Raw genomic sequence first — 22319 nt, 5'->3', positions numbered from 1 at the left:
TTTTTAAAAAATCCTGAGATGAAAGTTTTAATTTGGATTGTAACTAATTAAAAATCAATTCTATGAAAAATTTTAAACTAGCACTCCTGCTTATTGTACCATTTTCTACTGTTGCACAAACAGTGGAAAGAGAAATATCTCCTGTACTAGTAGAGGGCGGTAATTTCTTCGTTAGTATTGTCGCCGGTGTTTTACTTGCAGTCGCTTTCCAGTTATTGCTAACAGCACTTTCTGTTGCCGGGGGGATTACTGCCATAGGAAATGTGGAGAAGAAGGCTCATAAGGATAATAAGGATGTGTCACACTCTCACAATTATGATGATGACGACGACGATGGTATGAACTTAGGTCAGAAAATTTCAACCGGATTCGGGGCCTGGACCATGATCACTACTTCAATTGCTCTTTTCTTTGCCAGCTTGTTTGCTGTGCAGTTAGGATTGGTTGGAGAAGACTTTATTGGTGCTGCATTAGGACTGGTAATCTGGGCGGCATTTTTTATTGCCATGACCTATTTTGAGATAAGTGCTATATCTTCCATGGTAGGGGGATTGGTATCTACTGTAAAAGGAGGGCTTTCTTCTGCATCTTCTGCTACTGCTTCTATATTTTCAAAATCTGATACGAGCGCTGCTAAAGAAGTGGCACGTACCAGCGCAAAAGAGCAGTCGAGACAAATGAGAAAGCAGTTTGAAAAACTATTTGACACCAATGATATAGATAAGAAGGTTGATGAGTACGTTCAGCAGTTAAAACCTCAGCGAATTGACATCAATAATCTTAAGAAGCAGATCAAGAACCTACTTACAGATCTTCAGGTGACTGAGAAAGCAGACTTTGATTATCCGAATTCTGTTAAGAAGATGATTCTTGAGGAGGCAGATAAAAGTACGCTTTCCAAAGAAGACAAGCAGGCGATCAAGGACCATGTAGGAGGTTTAAAAGATATCGCAAAGAGTGATGCTTCTAATGAAGAGAAAGCTAAAAAAGGTATTGAAGAGCTTACGCCGGCAGACCGGGAACAGATCAATCAATATCAGGAAAAAATCAAGAAAGCGCTGCAAAATACCGATAAAAGGGAATTGCAGCCAGAAAAGCTGGAAGAAGATATACGCAAGATAATGAACGAACCGGGACAGGCTTCAAATGTCCTTAAATCAAAGGCTACGGCATTAGATCGTCCAACTCTTATTAAAATAGCTTCATCCCAGGGAATGAGTGAAAGTGATGCTGAAAAGTATGCCGATAAAATTGAAGGCGTACTGGCTAAAGTTACCTCTTTCCTTGGAAGCACCGGAGATAAAGCCTCTTCTCAAAAGGAAGGCATACAGGCAAAAATTAAAGAATTATTTTCCGGAAGCGGCGACGGTGGATCTTCATTTAGTATGGACAAGATCTATTCAGATTTTACCTCTATTTTCCAGAGTTCCGGAGATAGTAGTGGAAGAGATCTTCAGTATAAACTGCAACATTACAATAAAGATGAAATGACTGCACTGGTTGCAAAAAAGACCGGAATGAGCAGAACAGAATCTGAAGGTATAGCCGAAACTATTGTTTCCGCAAGAGACGGAGTGCTTGAAAAAGCAAATCAGGTAGAAGCAAAAGTAAATGAAAAAATGCGTGAGGCTAAGGAAAAGAGTCTCGCAGCTGCCGAAGAATCCAGAAAGACTGCAGCAACAGCTGCATGGTGGCTGGTAGGTACTGCTATTCTTTCAGGAATTGCCTCGGCTGTTGGAGGAATGCTTGCCCTGGAAGGGTGGTTCCTGTAATGCCTGATTAATCAAAATTTTAGCCGCACATATCTATAAATTGTGCGGCTTTTTTAATTTCTGTAAACGAGTCTGCTTCTGCACTTTTATGAAAACTTTAGCAGAGAAAATGTTAATCTAATAATAGTTTATCTAATTTTGTTAGAACTAAACCTGAAAAAAATGATTTATGAAGAAGACGCTATTAACGCTTGCAATGCTTTTTACTTTTAGTACAGCATTTATTTCCTGTAGGGATACTCCCAATGAGTCTAATGAGGTAGAACTTAATAATGAGGACCTGGAGGTAGAAGATGATGCTGCAGAGGAAAATGTGAATGAAGTACCCAGAGAACAGGGAGTGGGAGAAATTGACGATCAATAAATAATTACTTGAAGTACCATATAAAATTATTCAAAATCAACCATTTAATATTTTAATTATGAAAAAAGTAGTTTTAATTCTAGGTCTGCTTATGACAAGCAGCGTAATGTTTACCTCTTGTAGAGACGAGAATCGTGCAGCAGATGATATCGAAAACGCGGCAGATGACGTGGGAGATGAAATCGAAGATGCAGCAGATGACGTAGAAGATGAATTCTAAATAAACCAGAAATGGTATATAAGAGGCTGTCTAAAAAGTGCTTTTTAGACAGCCTCTTTTTTTTCTTCGAGCTGAAAAACCACTCCCTCCGTAATTCGGAAAAAGCTGTTGAGCTTTTCTGAAGAAGATATCATCTTAATTATTGCCGGAAGGTTTTAAAGTCATTTTTCAATTCCTCCATTGACTGCTGTAACTGCTTTAGAAGTCCGCTTTCTGAAGGTGCATCTAAATTAAAGGTAAGCTTGCTGTTTACCTGCCATAATTCCTGAATATCGCCTACATTAATCTCTATTGGCAGGTAGTCTTCATTCAGGGAAATTAGAGCCAGTTTAGAAGGATCTGGTAATTTCTGAAGTTTCTTTACCAACACAGAGTCATACAGCACCACCACATGAATTTTATTATTTCCGGCCTCCTCAATGGTAGGAACAGCTTTTCCCAGCACCCATTCCCCGGGATGTAAATTCGGGAGCATACTGTCACCCTCTATCTGAAAGCCCCTGTAGGTGGCATTTCTGTATTCCGGTAAGGGAATGTCAAAAGCAGGTAGTTGTTGGTACCAATCCACATCCTGTACATTATGCGGATATCCGGCGGCAGCTTTTACATTGACAAGGACGATGTTTTCATTTTCGGCACTGTTCACGCTTACTACCTTAGGGCTTACATCACCTTTGGTCAATTCCAGGTGCTTTTGCCGGCTTTCACCAAATAACCACAAAGGATTTATACCGAACTGGCGTAACATTTCTGCAATGACCCGCCCTGAGAGTTTGGTTCTTCCTCTTTCAATATCTGCCGTGGAATTTTTAATTCCCAGTAATGCGGCAAATTCAGATTGCGTGAGATTGTGTTCATCACGAACCTCCTTAAAGCGTTTGATCTCTGTTGCTACTTTTGTTCCCATACACAAATATACTTTTTTTAGGAATATTTCCTATATGAGTTGTGGAATTTCTCCTAAAATGTTGTTTTTTAATTTAATGGAGTAGAGGATTAGCCCGTTTAAATTGGTTACGTCATATTCTTCTTGAATAAAATGTTAGTCTTTTGTGAAATTCAGAAGGTTTAAGCTTTCCGTAGGAGAAAATCATTTATTTTTATTTCCTATGGAAGAACATTACATAATACTTGCAGGTCTTGGTTTCGCAACTCTAATAATGGCCTGGCTCCCTTCAATTTCAAAAAAGATAAAGGTAAGTTCTCCAATTATTTTATTGCTGATAGGGTTTGCGATGTTCGCTTTTGGTTATCCTCTTAGCTGGCCTCAGAAGATTTGGGATGATGAATGGCTGATGTATTTTTCTGAAACTATTGTGATCATTTCCCTGATGGGAGCAGGACTGAAAATTGGTGCTACCTATGACCTGAAAAGCTGGCGTAAACCATTACTGCTGGTGTTTGTGACCATGCCTATTTGTATGGTCTCAGCTTATTTTATTGGACAGTATTTCCTCATTTTAAGTATCCCGTCTTCACTACTTTTGGCTGCTGTTTTGGCTCCTACAGATCCTGTACTGGCCGCAGAGGTTCAGCTGGATGACCCTTTAAAGGAAGAAAGTGCCGAAGACGTTATAAGGTTTCCGCTTACCGCAGAAGCCGGTTTGAATGACGGGATCGCATTCCCCTTCTCGTATCTGGCTGTTATGGTGGCGCAGGCCGGAGGTTGGGCTGCTTTTAGTTTTTCCGACTGGTTTCTGGATAAATTCCTGCTGAAAATATTTCTGGGCATCCTGCTGGGGCTAATCATTGGGCGGTTAATTGGTTATGCACTGGAAAGGATCCATCATGTGACAGGGGTAAAAACCTTCGTCGGATTTTTAGCACTTTCTCTTACCGTTTTCACATACGGAGTAACCGAACTCCTGCATGGCTACGGATTTTTGGCTGTATTCTTTGCTGGTTTCAGCTTGCGCTATTACGAGAAAGTAAGTGGGGACTATAAAAAGAAACTGCACGACTTTGTATCCGAAATTGAACATTTGCTGCTGGTAGTATGGATAATTTTATTTGGAGCCTCTATCCTGAATGGTATTTTAGGTTTGACAGACTGGAAAGGAGTGGTTTTCGCGCTTGCTTTTGTACTCATTATACGCCCACTGGCAGGATTAATAGGATTGTGGGGTGTAAAAGATGAACTCAGGAATAAATTAGCCATTAGCTTCTTCGGGATAAGAGGGATTGGATCTGTCTTTTATTTATCCTGGGCTTTTGTACAATTTGCAGATTTTGAACACAAGGGAGAACTGTATGCCATTACAGCATATATCATCCTGTTCTCTATTGTTTTACATGGGCTTACGGCCCCTGCTGTTATAGATCATTTCAGAAAGAAAGGAACATTGAACGAGAAGGAGAAAAATCGCGAAACATAATACTTCTGGTATTGTAAGAACTGCTTTAGACTCAATTCTCAGTATTAACAATTGTTTAAACCCAAACCGACTTATATTTTAGTAGCTTTATTTAAAGAGCTATAAATCAGGCAGGATAAATGCCTTGTTAAATCTATAAAATTCTATAATGTCTAAACAACCACGCCAAAACACAGAACCTAAAAGCCCAGCAAAAATATCCGGATCGGGATGGAAATCCATTGTGATGACCGTCAAAGACAGCATAGGAGAAGATAATGTGGCGATCGTTTCTGCAGGAGTGGCATTCTATGCTTTTCTTGCTGTTTTTCCTGCTATAATGGCCCTCATCTCCATTTACGGACTGGCACTGGATCCGCAGCAAATAGAGAGTCAGATTAGTCAGCTTTCATCCATGCTGCCAGAGCAGGCATTTGGCATTATTGAAACTCAAATTGAAAAGTTCACTTCCACTTCCGGGGAGACCCTGAGCTGGGGAACGGCATTGGGTATTCTTTTTAGTTTGTGGAGTGCCAATAAAGGAATCAAATCATTGTTTACAGGCGTGGATATAGCTTATAACACTAAGAACACCCGCGGTTTAATACAACAGAATGCTCTTACCCTTGCCTTCACTCTTGGAGCCATTATTCTGGTAATTCTAAGCATGATTTTAATTGTAGCATTTCCTGCCCTGGTAGATCAAATTGGCTTACCCTCACAAATTGAAAATTTGATTAGCTGGCTACGATGGGTGGTGCTGGCAATCATTGTGGTGCTCTTTCTGTGCCTTATATATAAATTTGCGCCGGCAAGACCTCGTCCCAGATTTAAATGGGTGTTTCCGGGGGCGCTGGTAGCTACTGTTTTATGGTTGATAGCTTCCTGGGGATTTTCTTATTATGTAAGTAATTTCGGAAGTTATGGAGAAGTGTATGGCTCAATTTCAGCAGTGGTGGTTTTAATGTTGTGGCTGTTGTTGACAAGTTTAATTATTCTTGTTGGGGCAGAACTGAATTCGGTAAGTGAAGAATACGCCCGGAATGCTGGAAGTTCTAAAGATCATTACAACAGCAAGCCGGTGGAATAGGAAGGGCTGGTTTTATTTCAGAGTTTTATTCATATTGTAAATAGGAAAAGAGGCTGTCTAAAAAGTTTCATAAATCGTCCTTCTGAATTTTTTTCTGAATCATATTCATCTTTAATGTCAGAATTTATTAAAATCTGAAACTCCCAAATGTTCGGGGACAGGTTGATGTAAAAATAATTTTTAGACAGCCTCTTTGTTGAGGCCAATAATATTGATAAACCTACGGAGTCATCACTACCTTAATACAATTATCTTCCTTATTTTTAAAGGTTTCATAGGCTTTAGGTGCGTCATCCAAGCTCAAACGGTGTGTAATTACAAAAGAAGGATCAATTTCGCCTGCTTCGATCTTTGCCAAAAGTGGCTTTAAATAGCGCTGTACATGCGTTTGTCCCATATTAATTTGTAAGGCCTTGTTCATAGCCGCGCCAAAAGGTACTTCATTTACCATCCCAATATAAACTCCCGGGATGGAAAGCGTTCCTGCTTTTTTACAGCTCATCATGATTTGCTGTAATACATAAGGCCGGGACATGGGGGCGTGTAACACCTCTTTGGTTTTATCGATTACTTTTCCAAACATGGTATCTCCGTGACATTCTGCACCCACGGCATCTATACACGAGTCGGGTCCTTTCCCGTTGGTCATTTCCATGAGTTTCTCATAGACATCCATCCGGTTGGTAGTCCGTATGGTTTCGGCTCTTCCCTGTTTTTCTGCCATGTCCAGTCTTTCGGGTACATCATCAATCGCAATGACCCTTCCGGCGCCAAGCATCCATGCACTTTTAATAGTGAACTGACCTACTGGTCCGCAGCCCCAGATGGCCACAGTATCGCCCGGTTTAATATTGGCATTTTCAGCAGCCATATAACCTGTCGGAAAAATATCAGATAAAAATAATCCCTGCTCATCACTTAAGGAATCAGGTACTTTTATAGGGCCCACATCGGCATAAGGAACCCGGACATATTCTGCCTGTCCACCAGAATATCCTCCCAGGGTGTGAGAATATCCGAAAATCCCCGAAATAGAATGTCCTGTACTGGCTTTAGATAAATCTGGATTAGGATTGGAGTTGTCACATAAAGAATACAGGTCATCATCACAAAACTGGCAATGCCCGCAGGCAATGGTGAATGGCACTACCACCCGGTCTCCTTTTTTAAATTTCTGAACTGCAGATCCTACCTCCACGATCTCTCCCATAAATTCATGGCCAAGAATATCACCTTCTTCCATGGTGGGCATTAAGCCATCCACAAGGTGAAGATCAGATCCGCAAATGGCGGTTTTAGTGACTTTTATGATTACGTCACCGGCCTCCTCTATTTTTGGATCTGGAACATTATCTATTCTTACATCGTTTCTTCCATGATACACTAATGCTCTCATACTTTCTGTTGGTTTAAATGTTAATAATGAATAAAAGAACAGAACCCGGAAAGGGTTCTGACTTTAAGATATAAAATCTGCAGCGTTGACTATGATAATAAAATGCTAATAGTCATCTAATTATAAGATGTTTAACATCTAAAAGATGATTTTTTGGAGAAATTATCAGTCGTACTTAAAAAGAAAGTAAAGCATTAGACTGTTGAGGCATAAAGCAAGTCCATTGGTAATGATGATGGGCCAGTCACTTTGAAGAAGTCCGTACACGGTCCAGAGGGCAAGTCCGGTAATAAGAACAAAAAACATCCCCGGTGACACATCAGTTACTTTTTTCGTTTTCCAGGCCTTCCATAGTTGAGGTATGACAGCAGCAGTGGTGCAAATCCCTGCTACCAGACCTAGTATCATGGTCCAGTCCATCTTAAGCTCCTACTACTTCACCGCCATTGATATGTAGGACCTGTCCCGTCATATAGCTGCTGTCCTCGCAAGCCAGATACACATAAGCCGGACCCACTTCACTGGGCTGCCCGGCCCGGCCCATGGGAACTTTTTTTCCGAAGTCTTCCACGTCGTCAAAAGTTGCCGGTATAAGAGGAGTCCAGATAGGCCCCGGCGCAACTCCGTTCACCCTTATGTTTTTTTCTGCGAGCATTTTAGACAAAGATCTGGTATAGGCAGTAATTGCTCCCTTGGTGCTGGAATAATCCAGTAAATGAGTGCTGCCTCTATATGCTGTGACCGAAGTGGTATTGATAATACTGTCTCCGGCCTTCAAATGTTTCAGGGCTTCTTTCACCGTGTAGAAATAGGGATAGATATTTGTTTCAAAAGTGGTATGCAATTGTTCTTTAGTAACTTCTTCAGGTGCGTCTTTAGGAACCTGCATTCCGGCATTGTTTACCAGGATATTGAGGCCGCCAAATTTCTTGACAGTTTCATCTACTGCTTTTTTGCAGAAAATGTCATCTTTCACATCTCCTTCTAAAAGGAAACATTCCTGCCCTGCTTCCTCCACCAGCTTCCGGGTTTTTTTAGCATCTTCATCTTCCTTAAGATAAACAATGGCAACGTTGGCTCCTTCTTTTGCAAAATGTACAGCTACACTTCTTCCAATGCCACTGTCACCACCGGTTATCAAAGCAACCTTGCCTTTTAATTTTTCACTTCCTTTATAATTCTTTCTGATTATCTCCGGTTCCGGATTCATTTTATTCTCTTTTCCCGGCTGTTCCTGTTGCTGCTCAGGGAATTCTTTTGGTTTGCTCATCGTAGAAAGATTTTTCGTTTCCATTAAAATTAAAGAAGCATCCTGAAAATGAAGTGGTTTTAAGAAAAGTTTATCGCGTGATTTAACAACTGAAGAAATCTAAAGCACCTCCTGTTGTTAATAATTGCCCTTTCAGCTGATAATTGCATTTCGACTACGCTCCTGACATTTTCAAGCTAAAAAATGATTTTATCCACGAGCAGAATAGCCGAAGTAAACCTGAAGTGAATTTTTGAATACCTTTGGGTTTTCTAAGAGCCGGAAACCTTTGGCTGAAAAGCACCAGCATGACAGAACAGGATATTGTAATTATTGGAGGTGGCGCTGCCGGATTTTTTGCAGCCATCAATGCGGCGGAAATGGCTCCCGATGCAAAGATAACGATCCTTGAAAGAGGAAAGGAAGTGCTTTCAAAAGTTCGGGTTTCGGGAGGCGGAAGATGTAATGTAACACATGCGGAATTTCTTCCGAAGGAGCTGATAAAGAATTATCCAAGGGGTCAAAAGGAGCTGAGAGGGCCTTTTCATACGTTTATGACCGGAGATACCATTGCATGGTTCGAAGAGCGTGGGGTGGAGCTAAAAATCGAAGAGGATGGCAGGATGTTTCCCGTTAGTGATTCGTCTCAAACCATAATAGATTGTTTTTTGAGGGAAATTCAGAGATTGGGAATCAGGTTGTGTGTCAAACATGCGGTTCAGGAAATAATACAACAGGAAGATCGATGGGAAATGAAGACTTCTCAGGGAGATTTTCTAGCAGAAAAAGTACTTATTGCGACCGGAAGCAACCCAAAAATCTGGAAATTACTGGAGAATCTTGGACATACAGTAGTGCCGGGAGTTCCCTCGCTCTTCACATTCAATATTCAGGATGAGCGGATCAAAGATTTGCCCGGAGTTGCTACGATTGCTTCTGTGAAAGTGGTGGATGGAAAAGAGCAAAGCGAAGGTCCGTTGTTGATCACCCATTGGGGGATGAGCGGACCTGCGATCCTGAAACTTTCTGCCTGGGGAGCCCGCGAATTAAGTGACCGGAAAGATTTTGAAGTTGAGATAAACTGGCAGCCAGAATCCACTTCAGAAGAAGTGCTGGAGGCATTACTGGAATTAAAACAGGCATATGCACGGCAACATCCTTCAAAATATGCGCAGTTCAATCTTCCGAAGCGATTGTGGCAAAAACTGGTGGAGGCTGCAGGAATTCCAGCAACCGCAAATTGGGCAGATCTTAATAAGGGTCAGCTATCGGAATTGGCAGGGCAGATTACAAAAGGAGTTTTCAAAGTAAGCGGGAAAAGCACTTTTAAGGAAGAATTTGTAACAGCGGGCGGGGTAGATCTGAAAGAGGTGAATTTCAAAACATTTGAAAGTAAGATTTGCCCCAATCTTTTCTTTGCGGGAGAGGTATTGAACATTGATGCAATCACCGGGGGCTTCAACTTTCAGAATGCCTGGACTGGAGGATATATTGCAGCAAAAGCTATGAGTGGTCGTTAATTTAACCGCCAGATCTCGAAATTGAGCATCCCAATATAAATTACCCATACCACTGCGGGATAGATCATGTAAGCAGCAGTGTCTTCTACTATCTTAAACCATTTAATGGTAAGAAACAGCAAAACGAGCATGGCAATTACTATTAATAAAGCTAAAAATGTTTGTTGTAATCCAAAGAAGGCAAGAAACCAGAGGCCGGTGAGAATTAGTTGAAATCCATAGTGGTACAGGGCTACCTGTACCCACTTATGGTAAAAGCCTTTGTTCCATACGATTCCTGCAGCTACTCCCGTAATGATCAACAAGAGGATCCATACGGGTGCGAAAACCCAATCCTGCACATGAAATGTGCTTTTTTCTAAGTTTAAATACCAGGGCGAATACGAAGCACTAATAGCAACCCAGCCTACAAAAGCAGCCAGGAGGGATACAGCAATACTTCCTGCGTATTTTAAAATGGACTTTTTTGTCATGCTTGACCGGTTGTGTGCACTAAAATAGTAATTTATTTCATTTGGCAGCTAAAGGCTTTAACAGGAAAAATTATCTTTGCTGAAATTGAAGAAATGACGGCACAAGATTTTATTCCGAAGAATTATTCTGAAGAAATAAGTGAAGGAAAAGTAACCTGGCAGTCGCCGAGTAATATTGCCCTGGTAAAATACTGGGGGAAGAGAGAAAATCAGATTCCGGCGAATCCTTCTGTAAGTTTCACGCTTAATTACTGTAAGACCACGACCAGTCTTTCTTTTCAGAAAAAGGAAAACCCATCTAATAATTTTGATTTCGAACTCTTTTTTGAAGGTGAAAAGAAACCATCTTTTCGACCCAAGATTGAGCAATTTTTCAGAAGAATTGAAGCTTATCTTCCATTTCTGAAGGAATACAATTTCACAATTCATACCTCAAATTCTTTTCCCCATAGCAGCGGAATTGCTTCTTCAGCGAGCGGAATGAGTGCTCTGGCGCTCTGCCTTATGAGCCTGGAGAAAGAACTTGATCCATTGATGACTGAGGAATTTTTTACCCGAAAGGCATCTTTTCTGGCGAGACTTGGATCGGGAAGTGCGTGCAGGAGTATTGAAGGAGAGCTGGTAGTATGGGGCAAACATGAAACTGAAGGCAGCAGTGATCTTTTTGGAGTCAAATATCCATCTGAGGTGCACCAGAACTTTAAAGATTACCAGGATGTGATCCTGCTGGTTGATAAAGGTGAAAAGCAGGTGAGCAGTACGGTGGGCCACGATCTAATGAACGGCCATCCCTTTGCTGAGCAGCGATTTGAGCAGGCGCACGAGAACCTTGCCAAACTTCAGGATGTTTTTAAGTCGGGTAATTTACTGGCTTTTACAGAACTTGTGGAAAGTGAAGCATTGACGCTGCACGCCATGATGATGAGCAGTAGGCCATATTTTCTGTTGATGAAACCTCATACGCTGGCTATAATCAACAAGGTTTTCAGATTTAGACAAAAAACCGGACTTCATCCCTGTTTTACTTTAGATGCGGGGGCCAACGTGCATTTACTTTTTCCGAAGAAAGAAAAAGAGGCTGTCATGAGTTTCATAGAAGAAGAACTGGTGGAACATTGCCAGGATGGGCAGTATATCAAAGATGAAGTTGGGGCGGGAGCGAAGAGGATTTAATAAATTCTGCAATCTTTTTTGCTCTGCAGGAATACCAGCGTAAAAAGCCTTTTAGGAATAGATTTTGAAAGTAATTTTGTAATAATGAGTATGTTGAGTTTGTGAAAAGTAAGTTATATTTGCAGTACTAATTGTGAAGAGGCTTAAAAAAATCATAACTTTACATTTCTAAGTCACATAGCCAAAGATCGAACATGAAAGGACCTTTATTTTATTCAAAAATATTACTCTTCGGGGAATATGGCATCATTAAGGATTCCAAGGGTTTATCCATTCCTTATAATTTTTATAATGGAGCTTTGAAGGTGGATGAAGATCCTTCAGAAGATGCAAAGAAATCAAATGAAAGTCTGAAGCGTTTTGCCGGGTACCTAAAGAACCTTCAGCAGGAGAATCCGTCGCTGGTGCAATTCAATTTTGAAGAGCTCAACAGTGATATTGATAAAGGTATGTATTTTGATTCCAGTATTCCGCAGGGATATGGGGTTGGAAGTAGTGGTGCTTTGGTGGCGGCGATATATGACGAGTATGCGCTTGATAAAATTACGGTTCTTGAAAATCTTACCAGGGAAAAGCTTCTTAAACTGAAAAAGATTTTCGGAGAAATGGAATCCTTTTTCCACGGAAAATCATCGGGTCTGGATCCATTGAACTCATATTTGAGCATTCCTATTCTTATTAATTCCAAAGATAATATTGAGCCTGCAGGAATTCCTTCGCAAACCCAAAATGGCAAAGGCGCTGTGTTTTTGCTGGATAGTGGTTCTGTAGGAGAGACTGCTCCTATGGTAAATATTTTTATGGAAAACATGAAACAGGAGCCATTCAGAAAAATGCTGAAAGATCAATTCGTGAAGCATACAGATGCCTGTGTGGACGATTTCCTGAAAGGAGACGTGAAATCACTCTTCGGAAACATGAAAAAACTTTCCCATGTGGTGCTTGATAATTTCAAACCAATGATTCCCGTGCAGTTCCACAAACTTTGGAAAAACGGAATTGAAACCAACGATTATTACCTGAAACTATGTGGATCTGGTGGTGGTGGTTATATTTTAGGATTTACAGAGGATATTGATAAAGCCCGTAATGCTTTAAAAGATTATCGTTTAGAGGTGGTTTACAACTTCTAAAGATGTATGGTCTCTATTTCTAAAAAACGCCTGCTTCTTAAAATCTTTAGTTTGTTTTCAGTGGTGAGAGGGTACAATATTTTAATATTGGTCCTTGCCCAGTATCTTACCTCAATGTTTATCCTGGCACCCGACCTGCCGCTAAGGGAAGTGCTTTTTGATCTCAACCTTTTTTTTATAGTTCTTGCCACGGCCTCAGTCGTAGCTTCGGGATATATCATCAATAACTTTTACGACAGCGAAAAGGATTTGATCAACCGGCCGCAAAAAACCATGCTGGATCGCTTTGTGAGTCAGAGAACAAAACTTTCGGTATACTTTATGCTAAACCTGGCAGCCGTCTTCTTTGCCAGTTATGTGTCTTTTCGAACAGTGGTCTTCTTTTCCAGCTATATCTTTTTTATCTGGCTTTATTCTTACGGAATCAAAAAATTGCTTTTTTTAGGAAATCTGGTGGTTTCGGTATTAACAATAGCTCCTTTTTTTGCCATTTTCGTCCATTATAAAAATTTTGATACCGTCATTTTTGTACATGCGGCATTTTTATACCTCATCATTGTAATGCGGGAACTGGTGAAGAACCTGGAGAATATGAAAGGGGACGTAGTGCTGGGGTATGAAACCATTCCAATAGTTTATGGAGAGAAGCTGAGTAAAATTTTATTGGCGGGACTTGCTTTGCTTTCCTTTATTCCCGGATACCTGTTAATTGTCAATTTTGAAATTGGCCAGATGGACTATTTCTTTTATGGAGCATTGATCCTGCTGGTGTTTTTTCTGTTATTTCTCTTTTTTAGTAAAGCTAAATGGCAGTATTTGGTGCTTCACAATTTGCTTAAGTTTATCATAGTGGCTGGTGTTTTCAGTATCTTATTGATCGATACAGATGCTTTGTTGGGCAGGGTTCTCTAAACCTTATTTTGTAAATCTTCCTTGGTTTTTTAACTTAAAGCGTTAAAAACTTTTATTGTTGTACAAAGCCTTATCTTTGTAAAAAAATTATAAGTATGAGCAGAAATGACAGGTCATCGGGAAGTAAATACGGTGGCAGGCAAGGTGGAGGTGAAAGAAAGAAATCACATGCACGCGGTAATTCTCCCGTGAACAGAGAAGAAAGAGCAGAAAAGTCTACAGCCAGAGGCAATGCCCCTATACCTAAAAAACAAGGAGATAAAACGGACGGTATCAGGCTGAATAAATATATCGCCAACTCCGGAATGTGCTCTCGAAGGGATGCGGACATTTATATTGCTGCCGGAAATGTTACGGTTAACGGAGAAGTGGTCACGGAAATGGGCCATAAAGTTAAATTAACCGATGAGGTGAAATTTGACGGTCGCCGAATCAAACCGGAAAAACCCGAATATGTATTGCTGAATAAGCCGAAAGGTTTTTACGTAACGGGAAATGTCGAAAAGAATAACAGAACCGTGATGGATCTTATCGCAAATGCCTCCAAGTCCAAATTGGATCCTGTTGGAAAACTGGATACCCAGGCCACCGGATTAATGTTTTTTACCAATGACGGAAAAATGGCTAAAAATCTGGCTAATCCCAAGAATGGATTACGTCAAATCTATCATCTGGAACTCAATAAGGAGGTAAGCTATGAAGACCTTCAAAAGATTAAAGAGGGGGTAACCCTGGAAGACGGAAAAGTAAATGTTACCGATATAAGTTACATTGAAAATAAGCCGAAGCGCGAAGTGGGAATTGAGTTGCGAAGCACCAAAAATCACGTGGTACAACGAATCTTCAAGAGCCTGAATTATGAAGTAGTGAAACTGGATCGGGTAGTCTATGGCGGACTTACAAAAAAAGACCTTCCGCGGGGACACTGGCGTGTTTTATCTAAACAGGAAATCATCAATATGGGGAATCTGTAGTCCAGCAGATTAACCCTAATCGGGACGAAATCCGAGTGAGGGATTGCAGCGAAAATCCCGCAGCTATTCCAAGCGAGAGTTTGCAGCGTAAGGCCCGACCCTGAGAGGAGCACGCCCAGAAAATATTACCTGTGAAAATGCAAAGAAAGCCCATTTTACTATCGGGCTTTTTTCTATTTTTGTACCGCTATTGATCTGGAACCAATTGCATCAATTCACTAATGGATAAAAGGTGTTTTTTAAGAGATGAGAAGGTTCGGAAACTGGCACGGGAAAGCCTTAACAAACTTTTATCACTGTATGTTTTCTGCTCCCACTTTTAATCTCTAATTTTTAACCTTTTAATTTTATATTTAAAGAAATTGAATACAAAGTACCGAGACTTAATAGATCAAACATATTATTTTCCACAAGAGGAATTCACGTTAGAAGGCAGCGAACTTCGGTTTCACGACATAGATCTCATGGAGCTGGTGAAGAAATATGGAGCCCCTTTAAAATTCACTTATCTTCCTAAGATATCTGATAACATAGGCAGGGCAAAAAAATGGTTTGCAGACGCACTCGAAAAAAGTGATTATAAAGCCACTTATAATTATTGCTATTGTACTAAAAGTTCACATTTTAACCATGTGCTGAACGAGGCCCTTAAAAATGATATTCACATAGAAACATCGGCCGCAATTGACATGAAAATTGTGGAAAGCCTGAAGAAAAAGGGAAAGATTACCGATGATACTTATGTGATCTGTAATGGTTTTAAACGAGATCATTATGTTTCAAACATTGCAGATTTGATCAACAGCGGGCATAAAAACTGCATTCCAATCATTGATAATTATGAGGAAATAGACCTTCTTTCTGAAGCTATTGACGGTAAATACAAGATTGGAATCCGGATTGCTTCTGAAGAAGAACCAAAATTTGAATTTTACACCTCAAGATTGGGGATAGGTTATAAGAACATAGTTCCGTTTTATAACAAACAAATAAGTGAAAATGAGCAGGTGGAGCTAAAGATGTTGCATTTTTTCATTAATACCGGAATTCGTGATACTGCTTACTACTGGAACGAACTTTTAAAATGTCTGAAGGTTTACATTAACCTGAAAAAGATATGTCCGTCACTTGATAGTTTAAATATTGGTGGAGGTTTCCCGGTTAAGAATTCTCTTCATTTTGAATATGATTACAAATACATGGTGGAAGAGATCGTAAACCAGATAAAACTGGCTTGCGACGAGGCAGAAGTGGATGTGCCGCATATTTTTACCGAGTTTGGATCATTCACGGTAGGAGAGAGCGGAGGCGCTATTTATGAAATTTTATACCAGAAGCAGCAAAATGATCGTGAGAAATGGAATATGATCAACTCTTCTTTTATTACCACCCTTCCAGATACCTGGGCTATAAGTAAGAAGTTCGTAATGCTTGCCGTAAATCGTTGGAATGATGAATATGAGCGAGTACTGCTGGGAGGGATGACCTGTGATAGTGATGACTATTACAATTCCGAGCAGCACACCAACGCCATTTATCTTCCAAAGTACAAGCGGGAAAAACCACTTTACATTGGCTTTTTTAATACCGGGGCCTATCAGGAAACCATAGGAGGCTTCGATGGTTTACAGCATTGTTTGATTCCGCAGCCAAAACATCTTTTAATCAACAGGGACGAAGACGGGAACCTTACCACAAGTGTTTTCAGGGAGCAGCAAAAAGCTGATGACTTCCTTAAAATATTGGGGTACAATGAATAAATCATTTTTTGTTATATTTAATCTGAAATTTGTAGAATACTATAACCATCCAGCAAATGAATAAAAAGAATTATGCCGGCATTCCGGATAAATATGCACGCATTGATGATGCAAAAGTGGTGTTGATCCCGGTTCCTTACGACGGGACTAGTACCTGGCAAAAAGGAGCAGATAAAGGGCCGGAGGCTTTTTTAGATGCTTCCGAAAATATGGAGCTGTTCGATATTGAAACCCGATCTGAAGTATATAAGAAAGGAATCTATCTTGCGCCTCCTGTAACTGAAGCTTCTTCTCCCGAGAAAATGGTGGAAGCAGTATACAAAACCACAAAAAGTTATCTTAAGCAGGAGAAATTTGTGACCCTTTTTGGAGGGGAACATTCTGTTTCCATTGGTTCTATAAGAGCTTTTAATGAAACTTTTGAGGAGCTTACTGTTGTTCAGCTGGATGCGCATGCAGATTTGCGACCCGAGTATGAGGGATCTGCAAATAATCATGCCTGCGCCTTGCATGAAGCCAGTAAAACAACCAATCTTGTGCAGGTAGGAATCCGTTCTATGGATATTTCAGAACTGGATCATATGGATGAGAATCAGGTGTATTTTGGACATGATCTTTATGATGAATGGATGGATGATGCCATTGGGCAAATGACTCCGAATGTTTTTATTACGATAGATCTTGATGCTTTCGATCCATCTATCATGCCTTCCACCGGTACTCCGGAACCGGGAGGCTTATTATGGTTTGAAACACTGGAGTTTTTAAAATTAATGTTTAAAAAGAAAAATGTAGTAGGTTTTGATATAGTGGAATTATGTCCTAATGAAAATGATAAATCATCAGATTTTCTGGCAGCAAAATTGTACTATAAAATGTTGAGCTATAAGTTCAAATATCAAAACTATAACGAAGAAGACGAAGACGATGAGTAAAGGACCTATAACAGAATTTGTAGAAAGACATTATAAACATTTTAACGCTGCAGCCCTTGTAGATGCTTCAAAAGCCTACAAGCAACAACTAGAAAAGGGCAACAAAATGATGGTAACCATGGCAGGGGCTATGAGTACCGCAGAGATTGGGAAAATATTTGCTGAAATGATACGTCAGGATAAAGTGCAGATCATCTCCTGTACCGGGGCAAACCTGGAGGAAGATGTGATGAACCTGGTGGCTCATACCCATTACGAAAGACTTCCGCATTACCGCGATTTAACACCGCAGGATGAATGGGATTTGCTGGAAAGAGGGCTTAACCGGGTTACTGATACGGCCATTCCTGAAGAAGAAGCCTTCCGAAGAATTCAGAAACATATTGTGAAGATATGGAAAGATGCTGAAGCTTCCGGAGAAAGATATTTTCCGCATGAATTTATGTATAAATTACTGCTTTCGGGTGTTTTGGAAGAATATTATGAAATAGACCTGAAGGATTCATGGTTATATGCTGCAGCTGAAAAGAACCTTCCTATTGTCGTTCCGGGTTGGGAAGACAGTACTATGGGAAATATCTTTGCTTCTTATGTAATGAAGGGGGAGTTGAAAGCTAGCACCATGAAATCCGGAATTGAATATATGGGATATTTAGCCGATTGGTACACGAAAAATTCTGATTCCGGGGTTGGATTCTTCCAGATTGGTGGAGGTATTGCCGGAGATTTTCCTATTTGTGTTGTGCCAATGCTATATCAGGATATGGAAATGACCGATACTCCTTTCTGGAGTTATTTCTGCCAGATTTCAGATTCTACCACCAGTTACGGTTCCTATTCCGGGGCAGTGCCCAACGAAAAGATCACCTGGGGTAAACTGGACAAGCAAGGTCCAAAATTTGTCATTGAAAGTGATGCAACCATTGTTGCACCACTGATGTTCGCATACATTCTGGATATGTAATCCGGAGAAAAATATTATTTCACAAGCTCAGGTCTACTGGCGTAACTGCTGAACCCTGAGCTTGCTGAAATATGATGAACCTGCAAGATCATATTGATTTTGCAGGTTTTTTTTGTGATTTGTTTGTAGTTTAGTTTTATCCTGCAAGGTCTTCAAGAACTTGTAGGTATCTTGAAATCCAGGCTTTCAATATAGGTTCTTAGCTTAAAATAGGTTAGAATGGTTGCTTGGTATTGCGCTAAGCCTAGGCTTCCGGTTAAATCCAGAGGCAATTCATATTCTACTTCTGTGCCCTGGATTTTATATCCGAAAATGCTTTTTTGCGACATCAGATGAATTGCAAGGATATTTAAGTTCTTGAACGAAGGAGGTGAGAAAATTAGGCTTTAGTCCAAAGGTTTTTAAGATCTAGAGAAAGAATTCCCTTCCTGGGCTAAAGGGATAAACAAGAGTGAGAGTTCCCCCTTCGGGGGTTATTGTATTTATAAATTTCGTAACCCAGCACCGAATATACAACCACATATTCCAAACCTACGAACCACAAATCTTCCAGAAATGATACGTTGGAATATGCTGCATAGCTCAATATCACCACTAAAGACCACACCAGCGGAAACCTGTACTTCGTAAAAATGCAGAGGATCACCGGTACTGCCAGGTACCACGGATGAACAGTAGTTGCCAAAAAATAATAGACAGTCATAGCAAATAGCATCATGGTGATCAAACCTGTAGTAGATTTGTTTCTTCGGAATAAAGCCAGACTAATAACAGCTAGAAAAGTTGCAGCAGCAAGAGGTTTACCGGTATACACCAGGATGTTGTAGCCTTCCACCTGGTATCCAATCCACCGGATGAGGTAATAAATACTGGCATTGAATTCAAACTTCTGAAACCAAAGCCCGATGGTTTGGATATAATTAGAGAGAAATTCTGTGGATAGAAAAGGCAGAAACAGGATCATGTTTACCGCAGCCACCACCAAGTAATATCCGAAGGCTTTTTTCCATCCCAGTTTTCTGAAAAACAACGGAAGGAATAGCAACGGAATGAGCTTTATCGAAACAGCAAAGGCTAATAAGGCGGCGCTGAATAGCCATTTTCCGTAATGCAGCAGGTGAAGTGACCAGATCAAAAAAAAGATCAATACCGCTTCAAAATGTAGATTTCCGGTGAGTTCTATGATGATAAAAGGATTGAGTAAATACCAGAAAATACGGTTTTCTGGAAGGTTTAATGTGATTAAAAGTTTTCTTCCGAAGTAAAAAATTCCCATTTCTGCGGCTATGATAATCAGCCTCATCACTACAACTGCTCCCAGAATAGTGTCTCCGGAAAAGAAAGTGGAGATGGCAAAGATGAGTTGGTTTAATGGCGGGTAATTGCTATGATTTCCGGCGCTAAGAGTTCCCATTCCGTTATAAAGAAATTCTGCATTCTCAAAAAGCGGAATTCCCGAGGAAAGCAGTTCAGCCGGAGTAGATAGGTAGGGATTCACTCCTTCCAGAAGCAATTCTCCGTCCCAGACAAACCGGTAGAAATCCTGTGAAAGATTGGGAAGGGAAAAAAGAAAAAGCAATCTAAAAAGGATACCTGCGCCCAGTAATAACTGCCAGTTGGATTTTTCTAACTGGAAAAATTTCCAGCTTAGAAAGAACAGGGCAACATAGAGAGTGACGAGCTTTATGAAATCCTCTCTTACCAGATCATAGGCAAACGACAGATACAAGGCACTGCTGGCAAGCAGCAGAAGAAGAGGAAATTTGTGGTATTTTAACTGGGTGATTTCCATTAAAGAATACTGGTGGTTTAAACTTTATAGCTCTCAAAGGTCTGTGAGGTTTGGTTTTTCCTTACGGTAAGAAATTGAACCTCTAATATTCAACGACTGAAAAACCACATATCCAAATCCGAAAACCAGCATCATATGGAATACGATCATACTAAAGTTGTTGAGTACAAAAGCACTTATCGCGGCAACAATGAAATAGAGGAATAAAAGTATTTCCAACAGTAGCTGAAAAGATATTTCTACAGGAGTACTGGAGAACTTTAAGTTTTTTCCTTTTTCAGAAATATTGAATTTTGGGGTCCGGATAAATTCACTTTTTTTACCAAAATGGCCTTCCAGTGCGGCAATGGAATTGTGGACCGAAAGTCCCATGGCAATTGAGAAAAAAGCAAAAAACATTCCTATGTACCTTAAGAAGGAATGCCAGTTTTTTCCGTGGATATGGGAAAAGGTGATCCAGTAACAAAAAAAGAAAATGAGGGTGCTTATTCCGAAAAATGCCATTATTTGAGCATACCCGGAATAATTTCCAGAGTCCAAAATGAACAATACTGGCACACTTGAAATAGCCAAAGCCAGGACGAGCAGGAATAAACTGCTGTTCAACAAGTGGAAAAAGGCGTGAAACTTTGTTCCTAAAGTAACATTTTTGTTCCTGAACAAGGTGCTGAAATTCTTCTGAAAATTCTCTGCGGCTCCCTTGTTCCACCGGAATTGCTGGGAACGCGCGGCGGGAAGGGTAATGGGTAATTCTGCCGGAGTTTCTACTTTCTCGAGATATTTAAATTTCCAGTTTTCAAGCTGGGCGCGGTAGCTGAGGTCCAGATCTTCAGTTAAAGTGTCGCCCGACCAGTTTCCTGCTTCCAGGATGCACTGTTTTCTCCAGATTCCCGCAGTTCCGTTAAAGTTTATGAAGTGGTTACCAAAGTTTCTTCCCGTTTGTTCCAGGATAAAATGAAAATCTAGCGCAAAGGCCTGGATTTTGGTGAGCAACGAAAAATCCCTGTTGAGGTGTCCCCAGCGAGTCTGCACGACGCCAATATTTTTGTCCTTAAAATAGGGAACGGTTTCCAACAGCCAGTTTTCACCGGGCAAAAAATCGGAATCAAAAATGGCGATAAATTCCCCTTTTGCAATTTCTAGTCCTTCTTTTAACGCACCGGCTTTAAAACCTTTTCTGTTTGTGCGGCGGATGTGTTTGATATCTAACCCGTCATTTTGTAGTGTAGAAATGAGCTGTGCAGTAAGCAGTACAGAATCATCGGTGGAATCGTCGAGTACCTGAATCTCCAGTTTCTCCCGCGGATATTCTATTCTGGAAATATTCTTCAGCAGGCGTTCCACCACGTTTTTTTCGTTGTAAACAGGCAGCTGGATGGTCACAAAAGAAATTTCTTCCCCATTTGTGAAATCAAGTTTTTCTGAAGTATTTTTTAATTTTCTCCCTTTGAAAAAGTTGAGCAGCAAATTCAGTTCTGACAGGCTGTAAACGAACACCAGAAACAGCAGGGAAATGAAGATATAAAGAACAACTGTTTCCATTATTTAAAGCTGTATTTAAAGATCCATCCAAGGATTTTGAACCCTGCCATAAAAGCGCCTTTTACAGTCCCTGAGACTTTCGACACACCAATTCGGTTTCTGTAATGCACCGGCACTTCTACGTATGAAAGTTTTTTCTTTAGTGCTTTCAATTGCATTTCCACGGTCCAGCCGTAGGTTTTGTCCTGCATTTCCAGTTCTAGTAGCTTTTCGTATTTTATAGCTCTGAAAGGACCTAGATCACTAAATTTTGCATTGAAAATCACCTTCATCAAAAAAGTCGCCAACCAGTTTCCGAAGATCTGCGGGAAGGTCATGCTTCCTTTTTCCCTTAGCCGCTCCATCCGTGCACCTATTACAAAATCCATGTCGTCCTGAATAATAGGTTTTACTATTTTCTTCAACTCCTCTGGATAATCGCTGTAGTCGCCATCCAAAAAGACAACGATATCGGGTTTTACTGCAGATTTTGCAATATAATTCATTCCTTTCAAACAGGCATAGCCGTAGCCTTTATTTGGCTCTCTTAGAACGGTAGCACCTGCCTTTGCAGCATTTTCTCCGGTGGCATCGGTGGAATTATTGCTCACCACGATGACCTCCTGGACGATATCTGGAATATCTTTTACAACCAGGCCTATCGAATCGGCTTCATTGTAGGCGGGAATAATAACTTTTATGATTGGTGGCATTACA

21 protein-coding genes are annotated in these 22319 nt (G+C 40.5%); 13 read left to right on the top strand and 8 right to left on the bottom strand.

Going from position 1 to position 22319, the window contains the following annotated elements:
- Window positions 1–62 precede the first annotated feature (62 nt).
- The 3 genes from IE056_RS12960 (at window position 63) to IE056_RS18630 (ending at window position 2356) form a co-directional block, all read left to right on the top strand.
- Window positions 63–1772 (top strand): synaptonemal complex protein 1, encoded by a 1710-nt coding sequence (locus IE056_RS12960; RefSeq protein WP_189605141.1) that lies wholly within the window; start codon window positions 63–65, stop codon window positions 1770–1772.
- A 169-nt stretch (window positions 1773–1941) separates the two neighbouring features.
- Window positions 1942–2136 carry a hypothetical protein gene (locus tag IE056_RS12955; RefSeq protein WP_189605140.1) on the top strand — a complete coding sequence of 65 codons (195 nt, stop codon included), beginning with the start codon at window positions 1942–1944 and terminating at the stop codon, window positions 2134–2136.
- A 91-nt stretch (window positions 2137–2227) separates the two neighbouring features.
- On the top strand, window positions 2228–2356 hold the full coding sequence (locus IE056_RS18630; RefSeq protein WP_262891459.1) for a hypothetical protein: 129 nt from the start codon (window positions 2228–2230) through the stop codon (window positions 2354–2356).
- 139 nt (window positions 2357–2495) lie between these two features.
- Here IE056_RS18630 and IE056_RS12950 read toward each other — a convergent pair whose 3' ends face one another.
- Window positions 2496–3263 (bottom strand): XRE family transcriptional regulator, encoded by a 768-nt coding sequence (locus IE056_RS12950; protein ID WP_189605139.1) that lies wholly within the window; start codon window positions 3261–3263, stop codon window positions 2496–2498.
- Between the two features lie 202 nt (window positions 3264–3465).
- Between IE056_RS12950 and IE056_RS12945 the strand changes: the two genes are divergently transcribed.
- Window positions 3466–4731 (top strand): cation:proton antiporter, encoded by a 1266-nt coding sequence (locus tag IE056_RS12945; RefSeq protein ID WP_189605138.1) that lies wholly within the window; start codon window positions 3466–3468, stop codon window positions 4729–4731.
- Window positions 4732–4879: 148 nt separating this feature from the next.
- Complete coding sequence (locus tag IE056_RS12940) at window positions 4880–5800, top strand: YihY/virulence factor BrkB family protein (protein ID WP_189605137.1); 921 nt, start codon at window positions 4880–4882, stop codon at window positions 5798–5800.
- Between the two features lie 220 nt (window positions 5801–6020).
- Here IE056_RS12940 and IE056_RS12935 read toward each other — a convergent pair whose 3' ends face one another.
- The 3 genes from IE056_RS12935 to IE056_RS12925 all read right to left on the bottom strand — a co-directional run bounded on the left by IE056_RS12935 (window position 6021) and on the right by IE056_RS12925 (window position 8466).
- Window positions 6021–7196: a zinc-dependent alcohol dehydrogenase gene (locus IE056_RS12935; protein WP_189605136.1), complete on the bottom strand. Its 1176-nt coding sequence runs from the start codon at window positions 7194–7196 to the stop codon at window positions 6021–6023.
- Window positions 7197–7361: 165 nt separating this feature from the next.
- Window positions 7362–7604, bottom strand: a complete 243-nt coding sequence (locus IE056_RS12930) for a SemiSWEET family sugar transporter (protein WP_229793759.1) — start codon at window positions 7602–7604, stop codon at window positions 7362–7364.
- A gap of 13 nt (window positions 7605–7617) precedes the next feature.
- Window positions 7618–8466, bottom strand: a complete 849-nt coding sequence (locus tag IE056_RS12925; protein ID WP_189605134.1) for an SDR family oxidoreductase — start codon at window positions 8464–8466, stop codon at window positions 7618–7620.
- A gap of 287 nt (window positions 8467–8753) precedes the next feature.
- Between IE056_RS12925 and IE056_RS12920 the strand changes: the two genes are divergently transcribed.
- Window positions 8754–9965 carry a BaiN/RdsA family NAD(P)/FAD-dependent oxidoreductase gene (locus IE056_RS12920; RefSeq protein WP_189605133.1) on the top strand — a complete coding sequence of 404 codons (1212 nt, stop codon included), beginning with the start codon at window positions 8754–8756 and terminating at the stop codon, window positions 9963–9965.
- On the opposite strand, the gene IE056_RS12915 is transcribed toward IE056_RS12920, so the two are convergent.
- The gene (locus tag IE056_RS12915) at window positions 9962–10438 is read right to left on the bottom strand and encodes a TspO/MBR family protein (protein WP_189605132.1); all 477 of its coding nucleotides are present in this window, start codon (window positions 10436–10438) and stop codon (window positions 9962–9964) included. The two genes, IE056_RS12920 and IE056_RS12915, sit on opposite strands and share 4 nt — an antisense overlap.
- Window positions 10439–10531: 93 nt before the next feature.
- On the opposite strand from IE056_RS12915, the gene IE056_RS12910 reads away from it, so the two are divergent.
- The 7 genes from IE056_RS12910 to IE056_RS12880 all read left to right on the top strand — a co-directional run bounded on the left by IE056_RS12910 (window position 10532) and on the right by IE056_RS12880 (window position 18289).
- The gene (locus IE056_RS12910; protein ID WP_189605131.1) at window positions 10532–11611 is read left to right on the top strand and encodes a diphosphomevalonate decarboxylase; all 1080 of its coding nucleotides are present in this window, start codon (window positions 10532–10534) and stop codon (window positions 11609–11611) included.
- A gap of 194 nt (window positions 11612–11805) precedes the next feature.
- Window positions 11806–12744 carry a mevalonate kinase family protein gene (locus tag IE056_RS12905; protein ID WP_189605130.1) on the top strand — a complete coding sequence of 313 codons (939 nt, stop codon included), beginning with the start codon at window positions 11806–11808 and terminating at the stop codon, window positions 12742–12744.
- A 6-nt stretch (window positions 12745–12750) separates the two neighbouring features.
- A complete protein-coding gene (locus tag IE056_RS12900; RefSeq protein ID WP_189605129.1) occupies window positions 12751–13656 on the top strand; it encodes a geranylgeranylglycerol-phosphate geranylgeranyltransferase in 906 nt (301 codons plus the stop codon).
- 95 nt (window positions 13657–13751) lie between these two features.
- Entirely contained in the window at window positions 13752–14630 is an 879-nt protein-coding gene (locus IE056_RS12895) for a pseudouridine synthase (RefSeq protein ID WP_189605128.1), read from the top strand.
- A 362-nt stretch (window positions 14631–14992) separates the two neighbouring features.
- Window positions 14993–16390, top strand: a complete 1398-nt coding sequence (locus IE056_RS12890; protein ID WP_189605127.1) for an arginine decarboxylase — start codon at window positions 14993–14995, stop codon at window positions 16388–16390.
- Between the two features lie 56 nt (window positions 16391–16446).
- Entirely contained in the window at window positions 16447–17325 is an 879-nt protein-coding gene (gene speB / locus IE056_RS12885; RefSeq protein WP_189605126.1) for an agmatinase, read from the top strand.
- Window positions 17318–18289: a deoxyhypusine synthase family protein gene (locus tag IE056_RS12880; RefSeq protein ID WP_189605125.1), complete on the top strand. Its 972-nt coding sequence runs from the start codon at window positions 17318–17320 to the stop codon at window positions 18287–18289. The genes speB and IE056_RS12880 overlap by 8 nt, the downstream gene beginning before the upstream one ends.
- Window positions 18290–18722: 433 nt before the next feature.
- Here IE056_RS12880 and mptB read toward each other — a convergent pair whose 3' ends face one another.
- From mptB to IE056_RS12865, 3 genes are read right to left on the bottom strand one after another with little or no spacing between them, the layout of a single operon-like run.
- Window positions 18723–20081, bottom strand: coding sequence for a polyprenol phosphomannose-dependent alpha 1,6 mannosyltransferase MptB (mptB, locus tag IE056_RS12875; protein ID WP_189605124.1), 1359 nt, complete (start codon window positions 20079–20081; stop codon window positions 18723–18725).
- A gap of 33 nt (window positions 20082–20114) precedes the next feature.
- On the bottom strand, window positions 20115–21623 hold the full coding sequence (locus IE056_RS12870) for a cellulose synthase family protein (RefSeq protein WP_189605123.1): 1509 nt from the start codon (window positions 21621–21623) through the stop codon (window positions 20115–20117).
- Complete coding sequence (locus IE056_RS12865; protein ID WP_189605122.1) at window positions 21623–22315, bottom strand: glycosyltransferase family 2 protein; 693 nt, start codon at window positions 22313–22315, stop codon at window positions 21623–21625. Before IE056_RS12865 ends, IE056_RS12870 begins: the two co-directional genes overlap by 1 nt.
- Between the last annotated feature and the right edge of the window lie 4 nt (window positions 22316–22319).

This window comes from Salinimicrobium marinum, from assembly GCF_014651535.1.
In the GTDB taxonomy this organism is placed as follows: Bacteria; Bacteroidota; Bacteroidia; order Flavobacteriales; family Flavobacteriaceae; genus Salinimicrobium; species Salinimicrobium marinum.
Note: the sequence above shows the minus strand (reverse complement) of the source record. Positions and strands in the feature narration are given on the sequence as shown.